Source organism: Streptomyces netropsis (assembly GCF_014203545.1).
GTDB classification, from domain to species: domain Bacteria; phylum Actinomycetota; class Actinomycetes; order Streptomycetales; family Streptomycetaceae; genus Streptomyces; species Streptomyces netropsis.
In genome coordinates this window covers 264,504-278,154 of the sequence record NZ_JACHJG010000005.1, presented here as the reverse complement: position 1 = coordinate 278,154, position 13,651 = coordinate 264,504, and the positions used below count along the sequence as shown (strand labels likewise).

Annotated in this window: 9 protein-coding genes; 2 read left to right on the top strand and 7 right to left on the bottom strand. The window is 73.0% G+C overall.

The features are described from left to right. Positions 1-102 precede the first annotated feature (102 nt). The gene (locus tag FHS38_RS14750; RefSeq protein WP_184733977.1) at positions 103-885 is read left to right on the top strand and encodes an SDR family oxidoreductase; all 783 of its coding nucleotides are present in this window, start codon (positions 103-105) and stop codon (positions 883-885) included. A 73-nt stretch (positions 886-958) separates the two neighbouring features. Here FHS38_RS14750 and FHS38_RS14745 read toward each other — a convergent pair whose 3' ends face one another. The 3 genes from FHS38_RS14745 to FHS38_RS14735 form a co-directional block, all read right to left on the bottom strand. After that, positions 959-2,098: a DUF8017 domain-containing protein gene (locus tag FHS38_RS14745; protein ID WP_229822507.1), complete on the bottom strand. Its 1,140-nt coding sequence runs from the start codon at positions 2,096-2,098 to the stop codon at positions 959-961. An 83-nt stretch (positions 2,099-2,181) separates the two neighbouring features. Next, complete coding sequence (locus FHS38_RS14740; RefSeq protein WP_184733976.1) at positions 2,182-4,776, bottom strand: bifunctional FO biosynthesis protein CofGH; 2,595 nt, start codon at positions 4,774-4,776, stop codon at positions 2,182-2,184. Between the two features lie 179 nt (positions 4,777-4,955). After that, positions 4,956-5,813 carry a TIGR03619 family F420-dependent LLM class oxidoreductase gene (locus tag FHS38_RS14735; protein WP_184733975.1) on the bottom strand — a complete coding sequence of 286 codons (858 nt, stop codon included), beginning with the start codon at positions 5,811-5,813 and terminating at the stop codon, positions 4,956-4,958. Between the two features lie 227 nt (positions 5,814-6,040). Between FHS38_RS14735 and FHS38_RS14730 the strand changes: the two genes are divergently transcribed. Continuing rightward, positions 6,041-7,543 carry a CehA/McbA family metallohydrolase gene (locus tag FHS38_RS14730; RefSeq protein WP_184733974.1) on the top strand — a complete coding sequence of 501 codons (1,503 nt, stop codon included), beginning with the start codon at positions 6,041-6,043 and terminating at the stop codon, positions 7,541-7,543. A 187-nt stretch (positions 7,544-7,730) separates the two neighbouring features. On the opposite strand, the gene FHS38_RS14725 is transcribed toward FHS38_RS14730, so the two are convergent. From FHS38_RS14725 to FHS38_RS14710, 4 genes are all read right to left on the bottom strand, one after another. After that, positions 7,731-9,317 (bottom strand): APC family permease, encoded by a 1,587-nt coding sequence (locus FHS38_RS14725; RefSeq protein WP_184733973.1) that lies wholly within the window; start codon positions 9,315-9,317, stop codon positions 7,731-7,733. 235 nt (positions 9,318-9,552) lie between these two features. After that, on the bottom strand, positions 9,553-11,307 hold the full coding sequence (locus tag FHS38_RS14720) for an N-acyl-D-amino-acid deacylase family protein (RefSeq protein ID WP_184733972.1): 1,755 nt from the start codon (positions 11,305-11,307) through the stop codon (positions 9,553-9,555). A 179-nt stretch (positions 11,308-11,486) separates the two neighbouring features. Then, complete coding sequence (locus FHS38_RS14715) at positions 11,487-12,614, bottom strand: LLM class flavin-dependent oxidoreductase (RefSeq protein ID WP_184733971.1); 1,128 nt, start codon at positions 12,612-12,614, stop codon at positions 11,487-11,489. Positions 12,615-12,732: 118 nt separating this feature from the next. Beyond that, the gene (locus FHS38_RS14710; protein WP_184733970.1) at positions 12,733-13,494 is read right to left on the bottom strand and encodes an SDR family NAD(P)-dependent oxidoreductase; all 762 of its coding nucleotides are present in this window, start codon (positions 13,492-13,494) and stop codon (positions 12,733-12,735) included. Between the last annotated feature and the right edge of the window lie 157 nt (positions 13,495-13,651).

Below are 13,651 nucleotides of genomic sequence, written 5' to 3'. Positions count from 1 at the left end.
CGGGTCGAGGTCTGGCGCCACCGCCGCGTGCGGACCTACCCTGAACCGCACCTGACGCTACGTCAGGCACAGTGCCCATTGCCACGGGAGGTGTGCCGTCCCATGCTGCTGCGCGGCAAGACCGTACTCGTGTCCGGCGTCGGCCCCGGTCTCGGCGGGCGGGTGGCGGCGGCGTGCGTCCGCGACGGGGCCCGGGTCGTCCTCGGCGCCCGGACCGGGGAGAACCTCGCCCGGACCGCCGCGGCCATCGACCCCTCGGGGGAACGCACCGCCCATCTCGCCACGGACATCACCGACCAGGCCCGGTGCGACGCGCTGGCCACCGCCGCCACCGACCGCTTCGGGCGCCTCGACGCGGTCGTCCACGTCGCGGCCCTGGACCGGCACTTCGGCGGCCTGGAGGACGCGGACTTCGACGCGTGGCGGGAGGTGCTCGACGTCAATCTCCTCGGCGCGCTGCGGCTGACCCGCGCCTGTCTGCCGGCGCTCGGCAAGCGCGGCGGCTCGGTCGTCCTCATCGGCACCCAGTCCTCGGTGGCGGCCCCCACGCAGGTCCGCCAGACCGCGTACGCCGCGTCCAAGGGCGCCCTCGTCTCGGCGATGTACTCGCTGGCGCGGGAACTGGGCCCGCAGCGCATCCGGGTCAACACCGTGCAGCCCGGCTGGATGTGGGGGCCGCCGGTGCGCGAGCACGTCCGGCGCACCGCCCTGAGCGAGGGGGTGCCCGAGGAGGCCGTACGGGCCCGGCTCACCGACCGGGTGGCGCTGCCGGACCTCGCGACGGACGCGGACGTGGCGGAGGCCGTCGTCTTCCTGGCCTCCGACCGCGCGCGGGCGATCACCGGGCAGTCGCTGCTGGTGAACGCCGGGGAAGTGATGCGCTGACCCGCGCGGCGGGTCGGATCACACCGGGAGGTTCGCGCTCGGCCCCCGCGCCGGGCGCGTCCCGCTCACGCCCTCAGTCCTTCGCGGGCCGGACCGTGCTCATGATCTTGTCGATCTGGGCCTCGGTCAGCGCGTCGGGGACACCCTGGTCGGCGTAGATCACCCAGCCGTGGAAGGTGCCGTCCGGTAGCTTCTGGGCGATGCTCTTCACGATCGCGGTGGGCGGGACGCAGTCGCTCGGGCGGTTCTTGACGGTCACCTTGGCCGTGGCGGTCCAGCCCTCGATGCCGTTGGCCTTCCACGCCTTCTCGTCCTGAATCTCGATCTTGGGCTTGTTGTTCAGGCCGCCGTAGGCCATGGTGCCCCAGTTGCCCGCCCAGTTGCGGGCGTTCTCCTTGAGGTCCAGGTCCTTGCCGCCGCCCGTGGTGCCGATGGAGGCGAGCTGTCCCTTGCCCGCCTCACCCATGGAGTCGGGGTTGGCGCTGGAGGAGCAGCCGCCCTCGCGGTAGCTCGCGATCTCCCGCATCACGACGACGGGCTTGCCGTTGTCGGTGTAGGAAATGGCGGTGCCCTGCGGGGCGACGTTCCACTTGTCGGCCTTGGCCGGCACGTCGTAGCGGTAGTTGTGCTCGTCGCTGGTCTGCGTCTGCCAGCCGGCGACCTTCGGCGGCGGGCCGGACGGGCTCGCCGAACCGTTGCCCGGGGTGGGCTCCTGCGTCGGCTGCGCCGGGGCGCCGGACGCCTGCGGGCCGCCCTTGCCCGCCTCGGGCTTCTCCTCGTCGCCGCCCCGGAGCAGGAAGAAGGCACCGCCGCCGATGACGGCGAGCGCCACGACGCCGCCGACGACGGCGAGCATCGTCTTGTTGCCCCCGCCACCACGCGGCGGCTCGGGCTGCGGGGGCGCCTGCTGGTACTGCGGGGGCGGCGGGGGCTGCGCACCGTAGGGCTGCGGCGGCTGCGGAGGCATCCCCTGCTGATACTGCGGCGCCTGAGGCGGCATCCCCTGCTGGTGCTGAGGCGGCTGCGGGGGCATCGCCTGCGGAGGCTGCGGGGGCGTCTGCTGGTGCTGCGGCGGCTGCGGAGGCAGTGACACCGCCGGCTGCTGGGCGGTCGGCGTCCACCCGGGCGGCGGGCCGAAGCCCTGCTGCGGGGGCTGCGGGGGCTGCGAGCCCTGGGGCTGCTGGGGATCCTGCGGGTTCTGTGGCCAAGACATGGCCGACACCCTATGCACGATCCATCGCCGCCCGGCCAGCGAGCGGCGACAAAACGGCAACAAGCAGGCGCCGGGCCCGTTCTCTACTCCCCCAGCACCGGCAGCAGGTCCGGAAGGTGACCGTCCGAGGCGAGCGCGGCGGCCTGCCGCTCCTCGGACACCTCGCCGTAGAGCGTCGTACGCGGCCGGGACGGGCGGCCCGCGGCCTCCGCGATGGCGACGAGGTCCTGGATCGAGCGGTACGAGCCGTAGGAGGAGCCCGCCATGCGGGAGATGGTCTCCTCCATCAGCGTGCCGCCCAGGTCGTTGGCGCCCGAGCGCAGCATCTCGGCCGCGCCCTCGGCGCCCAGCTTCACCCAGCTCGTCTGGATGTTCGTGATGTGCGGGTGGAGCAGCACCCGGGCCATGGCCGTGACGGCGCGGTTGTCCCGGGTGGTGGGGCCGGGGCGGGCGATGCCGGCGAGGTAGACGGGGGCGTTGGTGTGGATGAAGGGCAGGGTCACGAACTCCGTGAAGCCGCCGGTCTCCTGCTGGATCTCGGCGAGTTGGCGGAAGTGGCCCAGCCAGTGGCGGGGCTGGTCCACGTGCCCGTACATCATCGTGGAGGAGGACCGGATGCCCAGCTCGTGTGCGGTCTTGACGACCTCGATCCACGTCGCGGTCGGCAGCTTGCCCTTGGTGAGGACCCAGCGGACCTCGTCGTCGAGGATCTCGGCGGCGGTGCCCGGGATGCTGTCGAGCCCGGCTTCCTTGGCGGCGGCCAGCCACTCCCGGATGGACAGGCCGGTGCGCGTCGCGCCGTTGACGACCTCCATCGGCGAGAAGGCGTGCACGTGCATGCCCGGGACGCGCTCCTTCACCGCCCGCGCGATGTCGAAGTAGGCCGTGCCGGGCAGGTCGGGGTGGATGCCGCCCTGCATGCAGACCTCGGTCGCGCCGACCTGCCACGCCTGCTCGGCGCGGTCGGCGACCTGGGAGAGCGACAGGGTGTAGGCGTCGGCGTCGGTGCGCCGCTGGGCGAAGGCGCAGAACCGGCAGCCGGTGTAGCAGACGTTGGTGAAGTTGATGTTCCGCGTGACGATGTAGGTGACGTCGTCCCCGACGGTCGCGCGCCGCAGGTCGTCGGCGATGCGGCAGAGGGCGTCCAGGGCGGGGCCGTCGGCGTGCAGGAGGGTCAGCGCCTCGGCGTCGGTCAGCCGGGTGGGGTCGTCGGCGGCCTGCTTCAGCGCCTGCTTGACGTCGCCGTCGAGCCGGGACGGGACCATGCCGGGGGCGGCGGCCTCGCGCAGCGCCTCCCAGTCGCCGTACACCTCGTCGAAGTCGTCGCGGCGGTCCGCGGTGCGGCCCTCGGTGTCGATGGTGTGGTGCAGGTCCGTGCGCCCCGCGGCGACGAACACGTCCTCGGGCTCCTGCCAGGGGTGGCCCTCGACCACGGCGTCCTCGCGGGCCAGGCCCGTGGCCGGGTCGGCGAGGGCGCGGACGTGCGGCAGCAGCCGGGGGTCCAGCCAGGGCTCGCCGCGCTGGACGAACTCGGGGTAGACGGCGAGGCGTTCGCGCAGCTCGAAGCCGGCGGCGGCGGAGCGCTCGGCGAGCTCGTCGATGTGCGGCCAGGGGCGCTCGGGGTTGACGTGGTCCGGGGTGACCGGGGAGACGCCGCCCCAGTCGTCGATGCCGGCGCCGATGAGTCGCGCGTACTCCCCGGCGACCAGGTTGGGCGGGGCCTGGAGGCAGGCGGAAGGGCCCATGATGTGCCGGGCGACGGCAACGGTGGCGACCAGTTCGTCCAGCTCGGCGTCCGGCATGCCGCGCATCGCCGTGTCCGGCTTGGCGCGGAAGTTCTGCATGATGAGTTCCTGGATGCCGTGGTAGGCGCGGGAGATCCGGCGCAGCGCGAACAGCGACTCGGCGCGCTCCTCGTAGGTCTCGCCGATGCCGATCAGCAGGCCGCTCGTGAAGGGGACGGAGCTGCGCCCGGCGTCCTCCAGGACGCGCAGCCGGACGGCCGGCTCCTTGTCCGGGGAGCCGTGGTGGGGGCCGCCGGGCTCGCTCCACAGGCGGGTGGCCGTGGTCTCCAGCATCATGCCCATGGAGGGCGCCACGGGCTTGAGCCGCTGGAAGTCCGTCCAGGACATGACGCCGGGGTTGAGGTGCGGCAGCAGCCCGGTCTCCTCCAGGATGCGGATCGCCATCGCCCGGACGTACGCGATGGTGTCGTCGTACCCCTCGGCCTCCAGCCACTCGCGCGCCTCGGGCCAGCGGTCCTCGGGCTTGTCGCCGAGGGTGATCAGCGCTTCCTTGCAGCCCATGGCGGCGCCGCGGCGGGCGATGTCCAGCACCTCGTCCGGGGACATGAACATCCCGTGGCCCGCGCGGCGCAGCTTGCCGGGGACGGTGGCGAAGGTGCAGTAGTGGCACTTGTCGCGGCAGAGACGGGTGAGCGGGATGAAGACGCTCTTCGAGTAGGTGATGACGCCGGGGCGGCCGGCGGCCTCGAGCCCCGCGTCCCGTACGCGGGCGGCGGACGCGCACAGGTCCGCCAGGTCCTCGCCGCGCGCCTGGAGCAGCACCGCCGCCTCGGTGACGTCCAGCGCGACCCCGTCCCGGGCGCGCCTGAGCGCGCGACGCATGGCGTTCGCGGTCGGTGCTGCCTGCTCGGATCCCTGCGCGCTGGAAGTCATTGTCCGAGCATACGAGCGGGAACCGACAACTCCAGAGCGCACCGGGGCGGATCCGTGTGCCACTGATCACGTCAGACGGAGGCGGCCTCCGGCATGCGTTTCCGCGCCCCGGAACGGCACCTGACCAGGGGCGCCGTCCCGACTCGCGGGCGGGGCAGGGGTCTCGGGGCCCGCCCGGCCTAGAGGAATTCGGCCAGCGCGTCCAGGGCCCGCACCACGACCGCGTCGTCGGCCGCGGGCAGCCCCACCACGACCTCTTCGATGCCCTGGTCCGCGAGGTGCGCGAGCTTCTCGGCCGAGGGGTGCACGGCGTACGGCACGACCACCGGTTCCCCGGGCCGCCCGGCCGCCCGCCATGCCCTGCGCAGCGCGGGCAGCGCCTCGCTCAGCCCGCCGCCGCCGATGGGCAGCCAGCCGTCCGCGTACTCCGCGACGTGGGCGAAGAGGCCCGGCCCGGCACCGCCGCCGATCAGGGTGCGCGGCCCCACGAGCGGCTCCGCGCCCTCCCGGGAGCGCGGCGCCCGGACGGGTTTGGGGTGCGCGAGGCTCGCCCGGACGGAGCCGAACTCGCCCGCGTAGGGCGTCGGTTCCTCGGTCCACAGCGCGCGCATCAGGGCCATCCGGTCCCGTACCAGCCGCCGCCGCGATCCCCACTCCACGCCGTGGTCGGCGGCCTCCTCCACGTTCCACCCGAAGCCGACGCCGAGGGTCAGCCGGCCGTCGCTCAGGAAGTCGAGCGAGGCGACCTGCTTGGCGAGCGCGATCGGGTCGTGCTGGGCCACCAGCGTGATGCCCGTGCCGATCGCGAGCCGCTCGGTGACGGCCGCGGCCTGCGCGAGCGCGACGAACGGGTCCAGGGACCGGCCGTATTCGCGCGGCAACGGGTCGCCCCCGGGCCACGGGGTGTCCCGGCTGGCCGGGATGTGGGTGTGCTCGGGCAGGAAGAGACCGGCGAAGCCGCGCTGCTCCAGCTCCCGGGCGAGCCGGACCGGGCTGATCGTCTCGTCGGTGAGGAAGATCGTGGTGGCGATCCGCATGCGGTGGCACCTCCGTCGTGGCGTGTCCCAACCGTATGCTCTACCACCCCCCGGCGGTCCGCGCGACAAGCGGTCGACAGCCGACGGACACACGGCCGCAACGACCGGCCGCCGCGGCCTCCCACGGCCGACCGCGCGCCGCAACTCACCCGTCCGTACCCGTTCCCCTGTGCGCCACCCGGGCGTACAACGATGACGGGGCGACCCTTCCGACCCAGGGGGCACGGATGCACCGACGCGAAATGCTCAGGATGGCGGCTGTCGCGGGCGCGGCCGGCGTGCTTACGCTCGACGGCGTGACGTTCGCCCACGCCGACGCGCCCGAGGGGGCCGGCGGCGGTCCCGCGTCCGAGACCCGCAAGGTCACCGGCCGGCTGCCGACCGGTGCGCCCGACTTCGTCCACCTCCCCGTGGAAGTGCCGCGCGGTGTCCGTGAGATCGCCGTCTCCTACACGTACGACAGACCCGCCGTACCGGCCGGTGTCCAGGGCAACGCCTGCGACATCGGCATCTTCGACGAGCGCGGCACGGAGCTGGGCGGGCCGGGCTTCCGGGGCTGGTCGGGCGGCGCCCGCACGGAGTTCGCGATCAGCGCCGAGCGGGCCACCCCCGGCTATCTGCCGGGCCCGGTCGGGCCCGGCACCTGGCACGTCGTCCTCGGCCCGTACACGGTGGCGCCGCAGGGCCTGGCGTACGAGGTGACGGTCACCCTGCGGTACGGGCCGCCGGGGCGCACCCCGGCGCCGGTGTATCCGCCGCAGCGCGCCAAGGGACGCGGCCGCGCCTGGTACCGGGGCGACAACCACCTGCACAGCGTGCACTCCGACGGCAAGCGCACCCCCGCCGAGATCGCCGCGGCGGCGCGGGCCGCGGGGCTGGACTGGATCACGACGACCGAGCACAACACCACGTCGTCGCACGGCGCGTGGGAGGGGTTGTGGGCGGACGACTTCCTCGTCCTCACCGGCGAGGAGGTGACGACCCGCAACGGCCACGTCGTGGCGCTCGGCATCGATCCCGGTGTGTTCGTCGACTGGCGCTACCGGGCCCGCGACAACGCCTTCGGCCGGTTCTCCCGCCGGATCCGCCAGGCGGGTGGCCTCGTCGTCCCCGCCCACCCGCACGCCACCTGCGTCGGCTGCAACTGGAAGTTCGGGTTCAACGAGGCCGACGCGGTGGAGGTCTGGAACGGCCCGTACACCCCGGACGACGAGATCGCCCTCGCGGAGTGGGACAACGCCCTGGTCGCCGCGGTCCGGCGGGGCAGGCCCTGGCTGCCCGCCGTCGGCAACAGCGACGCCCACCGCGAGCCGCAGGTCGTCGGGCACCCGCAGACCGTCGTCCTGGCCGAGGAGCTGTCCCGGACGGCCCTGCTGGCCGGCATCCGGGCCGGCCGCTGCTGGATCGCCGAGTCCTCGGCCGTCGGCCTGTCCTTCTCCGCCTCCGGCGGGCGCGGCGCCCACGCGGGCATCGGCGAGCGGCTGCGCGTGGACCGGGACGCGCCCGTCACCGTGCGGCTGGACGTCACCGGGGCGGCGGGCTGTTCCGCCTCGTTCGTCACCGATCAGGGCCGGCTGTTCACCACCCCGGTGCCCGCCGACGGGAAGGTGGAATGGCGGACGACCGCCTCGTACGCCGCGTACGTCCGGGCGGAGGTCCGTCATCCGCCCGCCGACGGCGGGACGGGGGCGCTTGCCGCGCTGACGAATCCGGTCTTCCTGGGGCCGTAGCCCGCCCGGCTGGTCTTGGCGGGCTGCTCACCCGCCGTTTCGTCCTCAATCGCCGGACGGGCTGATTTCAGCCCGTCCGGCGCTTGAGGACACAGCACAGCAGCCCGTCCGGCGATTGAGGACGCACCCGCAGGGCGCCCCGCCGCAGGCGGCACAACGGCCCGCAGCCGAAGCCGCCGGCCGGGCCCTAGTCCTCCACGACCAGGGCCGGGGTGGACCGGGTCAGCACCTCGCCCCGGAAGAAGGCGGGGCTGCGGCGCCGCATCACCAGCATGATGACCACGCCGACCAGCAGCAGGCCCACGCCGATGACGAAGACCGAGCCGACGCCGAGGACCGAGCTGCCGCTGCCGTAGGAGGGGTCCCACATGTCGTACAGGGTCTTGCCGAAGACGGCCGCCAGCAGCAGCCCGCCCAGCACCGGGAAGACGCCCTTGAAGAACGCGTCGCGCGCCGACCGGCGCAGCTCGGCGCGGAAGAACCAGGCGCAGGCGAAGGCCGTGATCGAGTAGTAGAAGCAGATCATCAGACCGAGGGCGTAGACGGTGTCGATCAGGACGTTCTGGCTGAGGAAGCTCATCACCGCGTAGAAGACGCCGGTGGCCACGCCCGCCGCGACGGTGGCGAGGCCCGGGGACTTGAAGCGCGGGTGGATGCGCGCGAAGGAGGGCGGCAGCGCCTGGTAGGTGCTCATCGCCAGGACCGTGCGGGCGACCGGGATGAAGGTGGTCTGGAGGCTGGCGGCGGCGGAGGCGAGGACGGCGACGAAGAGCAGGACGCCCAGCGCCGTGCCCATGACGGGGTCGGCGAGTGCCGCGAAGACGTTGTCGGAGGTCTCGGGGTTGCCGAGGCCGGTGCCCTTGTCCCCGACGCCGGAGAACATCTGGGCGGCGACGGCGGTCAGCAGGTACGAGCCGACGAGGACGACCATGGCGACGAGCGCGGCCCGGCCGGGGGTCTTCGCGCTGCCCTCAGTCTCCTCGTTGACCGTCAGACAGGCGTCCCAGCCCCAGAACATGAAGATGGACAGGGACAGTCCGGCGGTGAAGGCCGCGAAGGACTGCACGGCGAAGGGGTTCATCCACGACCAGGAGAAGTCGATGGAGCCGGGCAGGTCGCCGGAGCGGGCCTTGGACACGGCCATCGCGATGAACACGGCGAGCACGGCCAGTTGGAGCCCCACGAGCGCGTACTGCACGCCCTTGGTCGCGGTCATGCCGCGATAGCTGATGGCGGTCGCGACGGCGATGAGGACGAGGCAGGTCAGGACCTGGACGGGCCGGTTGTCGTCCAGGGCGGCGAGCCGTTCGCTGCCGGTGAGTTCGCCCAGCAGCAGATAGAAGAAGGACGTCGCGACACCGGCGAGATTGGACAGCACGATGATCGTCGCGATGACCAGGCCCCAGCCGCACATCCAGCCGACGCGGGGGCCGAAGGCCCGCACCGTCCAGGTGAACGAGGTGCCGCAGTCGGGTATCGCCTTGTTCAGCTCGCGGTAGGCGAAGGCGACGAGCAGCATCGGCAGGAAACCGGCCAGGAAGACGGCGGGCATCTGCACGCCGACCTGGCCGACGGTCGGGCCGAGGGTGGAGGTCAGACAGTAGACGGGCGCGACGGTGGAGATGCCGATGACGGCGCTGCCGAGCAGCCCGACGGAATTGCCGCTGAGGCCCTTGGTGCGCACGTCTCCCGCGTCACCGGCTTGATCAACACCGCTTCCGGCGACGCTCATTACCGTGTCTCCGGCCCGGGGCCGTGGATGTACCTGAACCATGGGCAGGACGTTAAGTGCTGCTGTTTCCGCATCCGGAGGGTCGCCGTCCAGGGGGAGCGCCTTGAACCTATAAGCCGGTTGGCGGAGTTGACCTGGCAAAGGAAGGCGAACAGCGGGTTACGGGAGGTAACACCAAGGGGTAAGCCGGAGGTGACCGGATTACGGGAACCGTAGCGCCGCACCTTTTGTCCTGGTTCGAAAATTTCCCGTGCCCGGTGCGGGAGCCCCGGCCGTCTCAGTGAGTGGTCCCCACCGTCTCCGTGTCCCGCCCCGACCGCAGCACCACCCCGGGCACCGCGCCCGTCGTCACGTCGTGCCGCACCGTCTCGACGCCGTTCACGCGGACGCTGACCACCCCGCGCGCCGGGGCGTCCAGCCGGGGGCCGTCCCCCGGCAGGTCGTGGACGAGCGTGGCCGGGCCCGCGTCGATCCGGTCCGGGTCGAACAGCACGAGGTCCGCGTGCCAGCCCCGGGCGATCCGGCCGCGGCCGCGCAGCCCGAACAGCCGCGCCGGGTCGTCCGTCAGCATCCGCACGGCCCGCTCGAGGGGCACCAGCTTCCGGCCGCGCAGACAGTCCCCGAGGAAGCGCGTCGTGTACGGCGCCCCGCACATCCGGTCCAGGTGCGCCCCCGCGTCCGAGCCGCCGAGCAGCACGTCCTCGTGCTCCCAGGTGCGCCGCCGCAGCTCCCAGCTGGCGGGGTCGTTGTCCGTCGGCATCGGCCACAGGACCGTGCGCAGCTCGTCGGCGGCGCAGATGTCGACCAGGCACGAGAAAGGGTCCGTGCCGCGCTCGGCGGCGATGTCGCGCACGACCCGGCCGGTCAGGCCCTCGTTCTCCTTCGCGTACGTATCGCCGATCACGTACCGCCCGAAGTCGGTCAGTCGCCGGAAGACCCCGGCCTCCTCGCTGTGCGCGCACCGCAGCAGCTCCGCCCGGACGGACGCCTCGCGCAGCCTGGCGATGCGCCGCGGCACGGGCAGGGCCAGGGTCTCGCCCCAGCCGGGGATGAGGTTCAGGGCGCAGAAGGTGCCGAGCGACATGTTCATGGGCGTCAGGATCGGCATGGTCAGCGCGACGATCCGGCCGCCCGCCGCGCGGGCCCGCGCGGCCGCGGCGAGCTGGCGCGGCACGCGCTCGGGGACGGCGGCGTCGATGGTGAGGACGTTCCAGTTCAACGGGCGGCCGGCGGCGGCCGTCATCCCCACCAGGAGGTCGATCTCCTCGTCCGCGAACCGGTCCAGGCACCCGGTGACGATGGCCTCGATCTGGGTGCCCTCGTGCTCGCCGACGGCCCGGGACAGGGCGAGCAGCTCCTCGGGGAGCGCGTGCCGGGAGGCCACGGGCCGGCCGTCCCCGTCGGTGTGGGTGGTCGACTGGGTCGTGGAGAGCCCCCAGGCGCCCGCGTCCATCGCCTCGTGGAGCAGGGTGAGCAGCTGCTTCGACTGCTGTGCGTCGGGCCTGCCGCCCACGGCCGCCGGACCCATCACATGGCGGCGCAGCGCGCAGTGCCCCACCATGAACCCGGCGTTGACGGCGATCCGCCCGTCCAGGGCGTCGAGGTACTCGCCGAAGGACGACCAGGTCCAGGGCGCGCCCTCCTCCAGGGCCGTCAGCGACATGCCCTCGACCTTGCTCATCATCCGCCGGGTGTAGTCGGCGTCCGCGGGGCGGCCGGGGTGGAGCGGGGCGAGGGTGAAGCCGCAGTTGCCGCCGACGACGGTGGTGACGCCGTGGCTCATGGACGGGGTGGCGTACGGGTCCCAGAAGAGCTGCGCGTCGTAGTGGGTGTGCGGGTCGACGAACCCCGGTGCGAGGACGAGCCCGGTCGCGTCCTCCTCGGTCCGTGCCCGGCGGTTCACCCGGCCGCCGGGCACCGCCGTCGTGCCGACCACCGCGATCCGCCCGTCCTCGATGCCGACGTCCGCGACGAACGGGGGCGCCCCCGTGCCGTCGACGACGGTGGCGCGCCGGATCAGGTGGTCGAGCATGGCGGGTCCTCTCTGCGGTCCGGGGCGGACGTTGCCGACGGTCAGAGGGCGAGAAGGGCCGGGCACGCCGAGCGGGCCGGGGACGGTTTCCGGTGCGTGGGCGCCGGGCACGCGCGCGTGGCGGGAAGGGCCGGGGCGGCGGCCCGGGAGGCGCCGCCCCGGTGCGCGTGGGCGTCCGCTCAGGACCCGGCGGCCTGGCGGAAGCGCGTCGTGCGGTGCACGGGGTCCGTGTCGATCTTCGGGATGACGTGCTCCCCGATCAGCCGGATGGTCTCCATCGTGTGCTCGTACGGCACGCCGATCGGCAGCCCGAACGACAGCTGGTCCGCGCCCGCCTGTTCCCAGCGCTTGCACTGGCGGAAGACCTCGTCCGGGTCACCGCAGATCATCAGCTCCTCCGCGATGAGCAGCTCGATGATCTCCTCGGTGTACTCGGGCAGCAGCTCCGGCCACTCGGGGATGCCGTCGGGCCGGGGGAAGGTGTCGTGGTAGCGGAAGAGCAGCGACTGCAGGTAGTTCAGCCCGCCGCTCACCGCGATCTCGACGGCCTTGGCGTGCGTCTCCGCGCAGATCGCGGTCGAGGTCACCATCACGTTGTCGTTGACGAAGGCCCCGACGGCCTCCGCCTGCCCGACCGCCGTCTTGTACGACTCGACGACCCACTCCATGTCGGAGACCTTCTGCACGCTGAAGCCCAGCACGCCCAACCCCTTGCGCCCCGCCATGGCGTACGAGGACGGCGACCCGGCGGCGTACCACATCGCCGGGTGGGACGGCCCGTACGGCTTCGGCAGGATCTTGCGGGCGGGCAGGGACCAGTGGGTGCCCTGGAAGCCCTCGTACTCCTCCTGGAGCCACATCTTGGGGAACTCGGCGATGGTCTCTTCCCAGATCTCCTTGGTGTGGTTCATGTCGGTGATGCCCGGCAGGAACCCGAGGATCTCGTGGCTGCCCGCGCCCCGCCCGGATCCGAACTCGAACCGCCCGCCGGAGAGGTGGTCGAGCATGGCGACCTTCTCGGCGACCTTGGCGGGGTGGTTGACCTGCGGCAGGGGGTTGAAGATCCCCGAGCCGAGGTGGATGCGCTCGGTCGCGTGCGCGAGGTAGCCGAGGAAGACGTCGTTGGCGGAGAGGTGCGAGTACTCGTCGAGGAAGTGGTGCTCGGAGGCCCAGGCGTACTTGAAGCCCGACGCGTCCGCCTGGATGACGTACTCGGTCTCCTCCATCAGCGCGTGGTGCTCGGCCCCGGGGTCGGCCGCCGAACGGCTCGCCGGCACATATCCCTGCACAAAGATCCCGAATTCCACGGAGGTTCACCGTCCCTGTGATTCTGACGCATCGTCAGGTACGCAGACTCTGGCACCGGTGGCACAGGCCGTCAAGACGGTCGGACGGGGTCCCGGCGGACCTGTGGGCGGGCCCTCGTCATGAGGGGAGCGGCACCCCCGCCAGCCAGCCGCCGTCAATGACGACCGGCTGCCCGGTGAGGTACGAGGAGTCGTCCGACGTCAGGAACAACGCCGCCCGCGCCACCTCCTCCGGCCGCCCCGGCCGCCCCAGCGGCACCAGCTTGCGGAACATCTCCTCCAGCCCCGCCGCCCCGTCACCGCCCGGGTTCGTCATCGGGGTGTCGATGCCGCCCGGGCACAGCGCGTTGACCCGGATGCCCCGGCCCGCCAGCTCCAGCGCCGCCACCCGGGTCATCGCGACGACGGCGGCCTTGGTCGCCGCGTAGGCGGTGAGGGTGGCCATGCCCGCCATGGCCACGTACGAGGCCGTGTTGACGATCGTCCCGCCGCCCGCCGCCGCCAGCTCGGGCGCCGCGGTCCGCATCCCCAGGAACGGGCCGATCTGGTTGACCCGGACGACCTCCTGGTACTCGGTGAGGGAGGTGCCCTCCAGCTCCCCGTACCGCAGGATGCCGGCGTTGTTGACCAGCCCGTCCAGCGTGCCGAAGGTCTCCTTCGCGAGGGCGACGGCCGCCACCCAGTCCGCCTCGTCACCCACGTCGAGGTGGACGTAGCGGGCGCCCTCCCCGAGGTCCTTCGCCACGGCCGTGCCCGCGTCGTCCAGGACGTCCGCGAGGACCACCCGCGCCCCCTCGGCAGCGAAGAGCCGCGCTTCCCACTCGCCCTGCCCCCGCGCCGCGCCGGTGATGAGCACGACGCGCCCGTCCAGCTTGCCCATGAGGGACGTCCCCTTTCGATCCTGGTCGGCGGCTCACCCGCCGTTTCGTGCCGCCTGCGGCGGCCGGCGCCCTGCGGGCGCGTCCTCAAGCGCCGGACGGGCTGCTGTGCTGGGGGGGCACCTCCCAGCGGTAGCTGGGGGAGTTTGTGGACACCGC

Bases quoted from the DNA above. Each gene is read 5' to 3' on its own strand.
- FHS38_RS14730 (WP_184733974.1), top strand. From the start codon at position 6,041: ATGCACCGACGCGAAATGCTCAGGATGGCGGCTGTCGCGGGCGCGGCC.
- FHS38_RS14745 (WP_229822507.1), bottom strand. From the start codon at position 2,098: ATGTCTTGGCCACAGAACCCGCAGGATCCCCAGCAGCCCCAGGGCTCG.
- FHS38_RS14750 (WP_184733977.1), top strand. From the start codon at position 103: ATGCTGCTGCGCGGCAAGACCGTACTCGTGTCCGGCGTCGGCCCCGGT.
- FHS38_RS14725 (WP_184733973.1), bottom strand. From the start codon at position 9,317: ATGGTTCAGGTACATCCACGGCCCCGGGCCGGAGACACGGTAATGAGC.
- FHS38_RS14710 (WP_184733970.1), bottom strand. From the start codon at position 13,494: ATGGGCAAGCTGGACGGGCGCGTCGTGCTCATCACCGGCGCGGCGCGG.
- FHS38_RS14740 (WP_184733976.1), bottom strand. From the start codon at position 4,776: ATGACTTCCAGCGCGCAGGGATCCGAGCAGGCAGCACCGACCGCGAAC.
- FHS38_RS14735 (WP_184733975.1), bottom strand. From the start codon at position 5,813: ATGCGGATCGCCACCACGATCTTCCTCACCGACGAGACGATCAGCCCG.
- FHS38_RS14720 (WP_184733972.1), bottom strand. From the start codon at position 11,307: ATGCTCGACCACCTGATCCGGCGCGCCACCGTCGTCGACGGCACGGGG.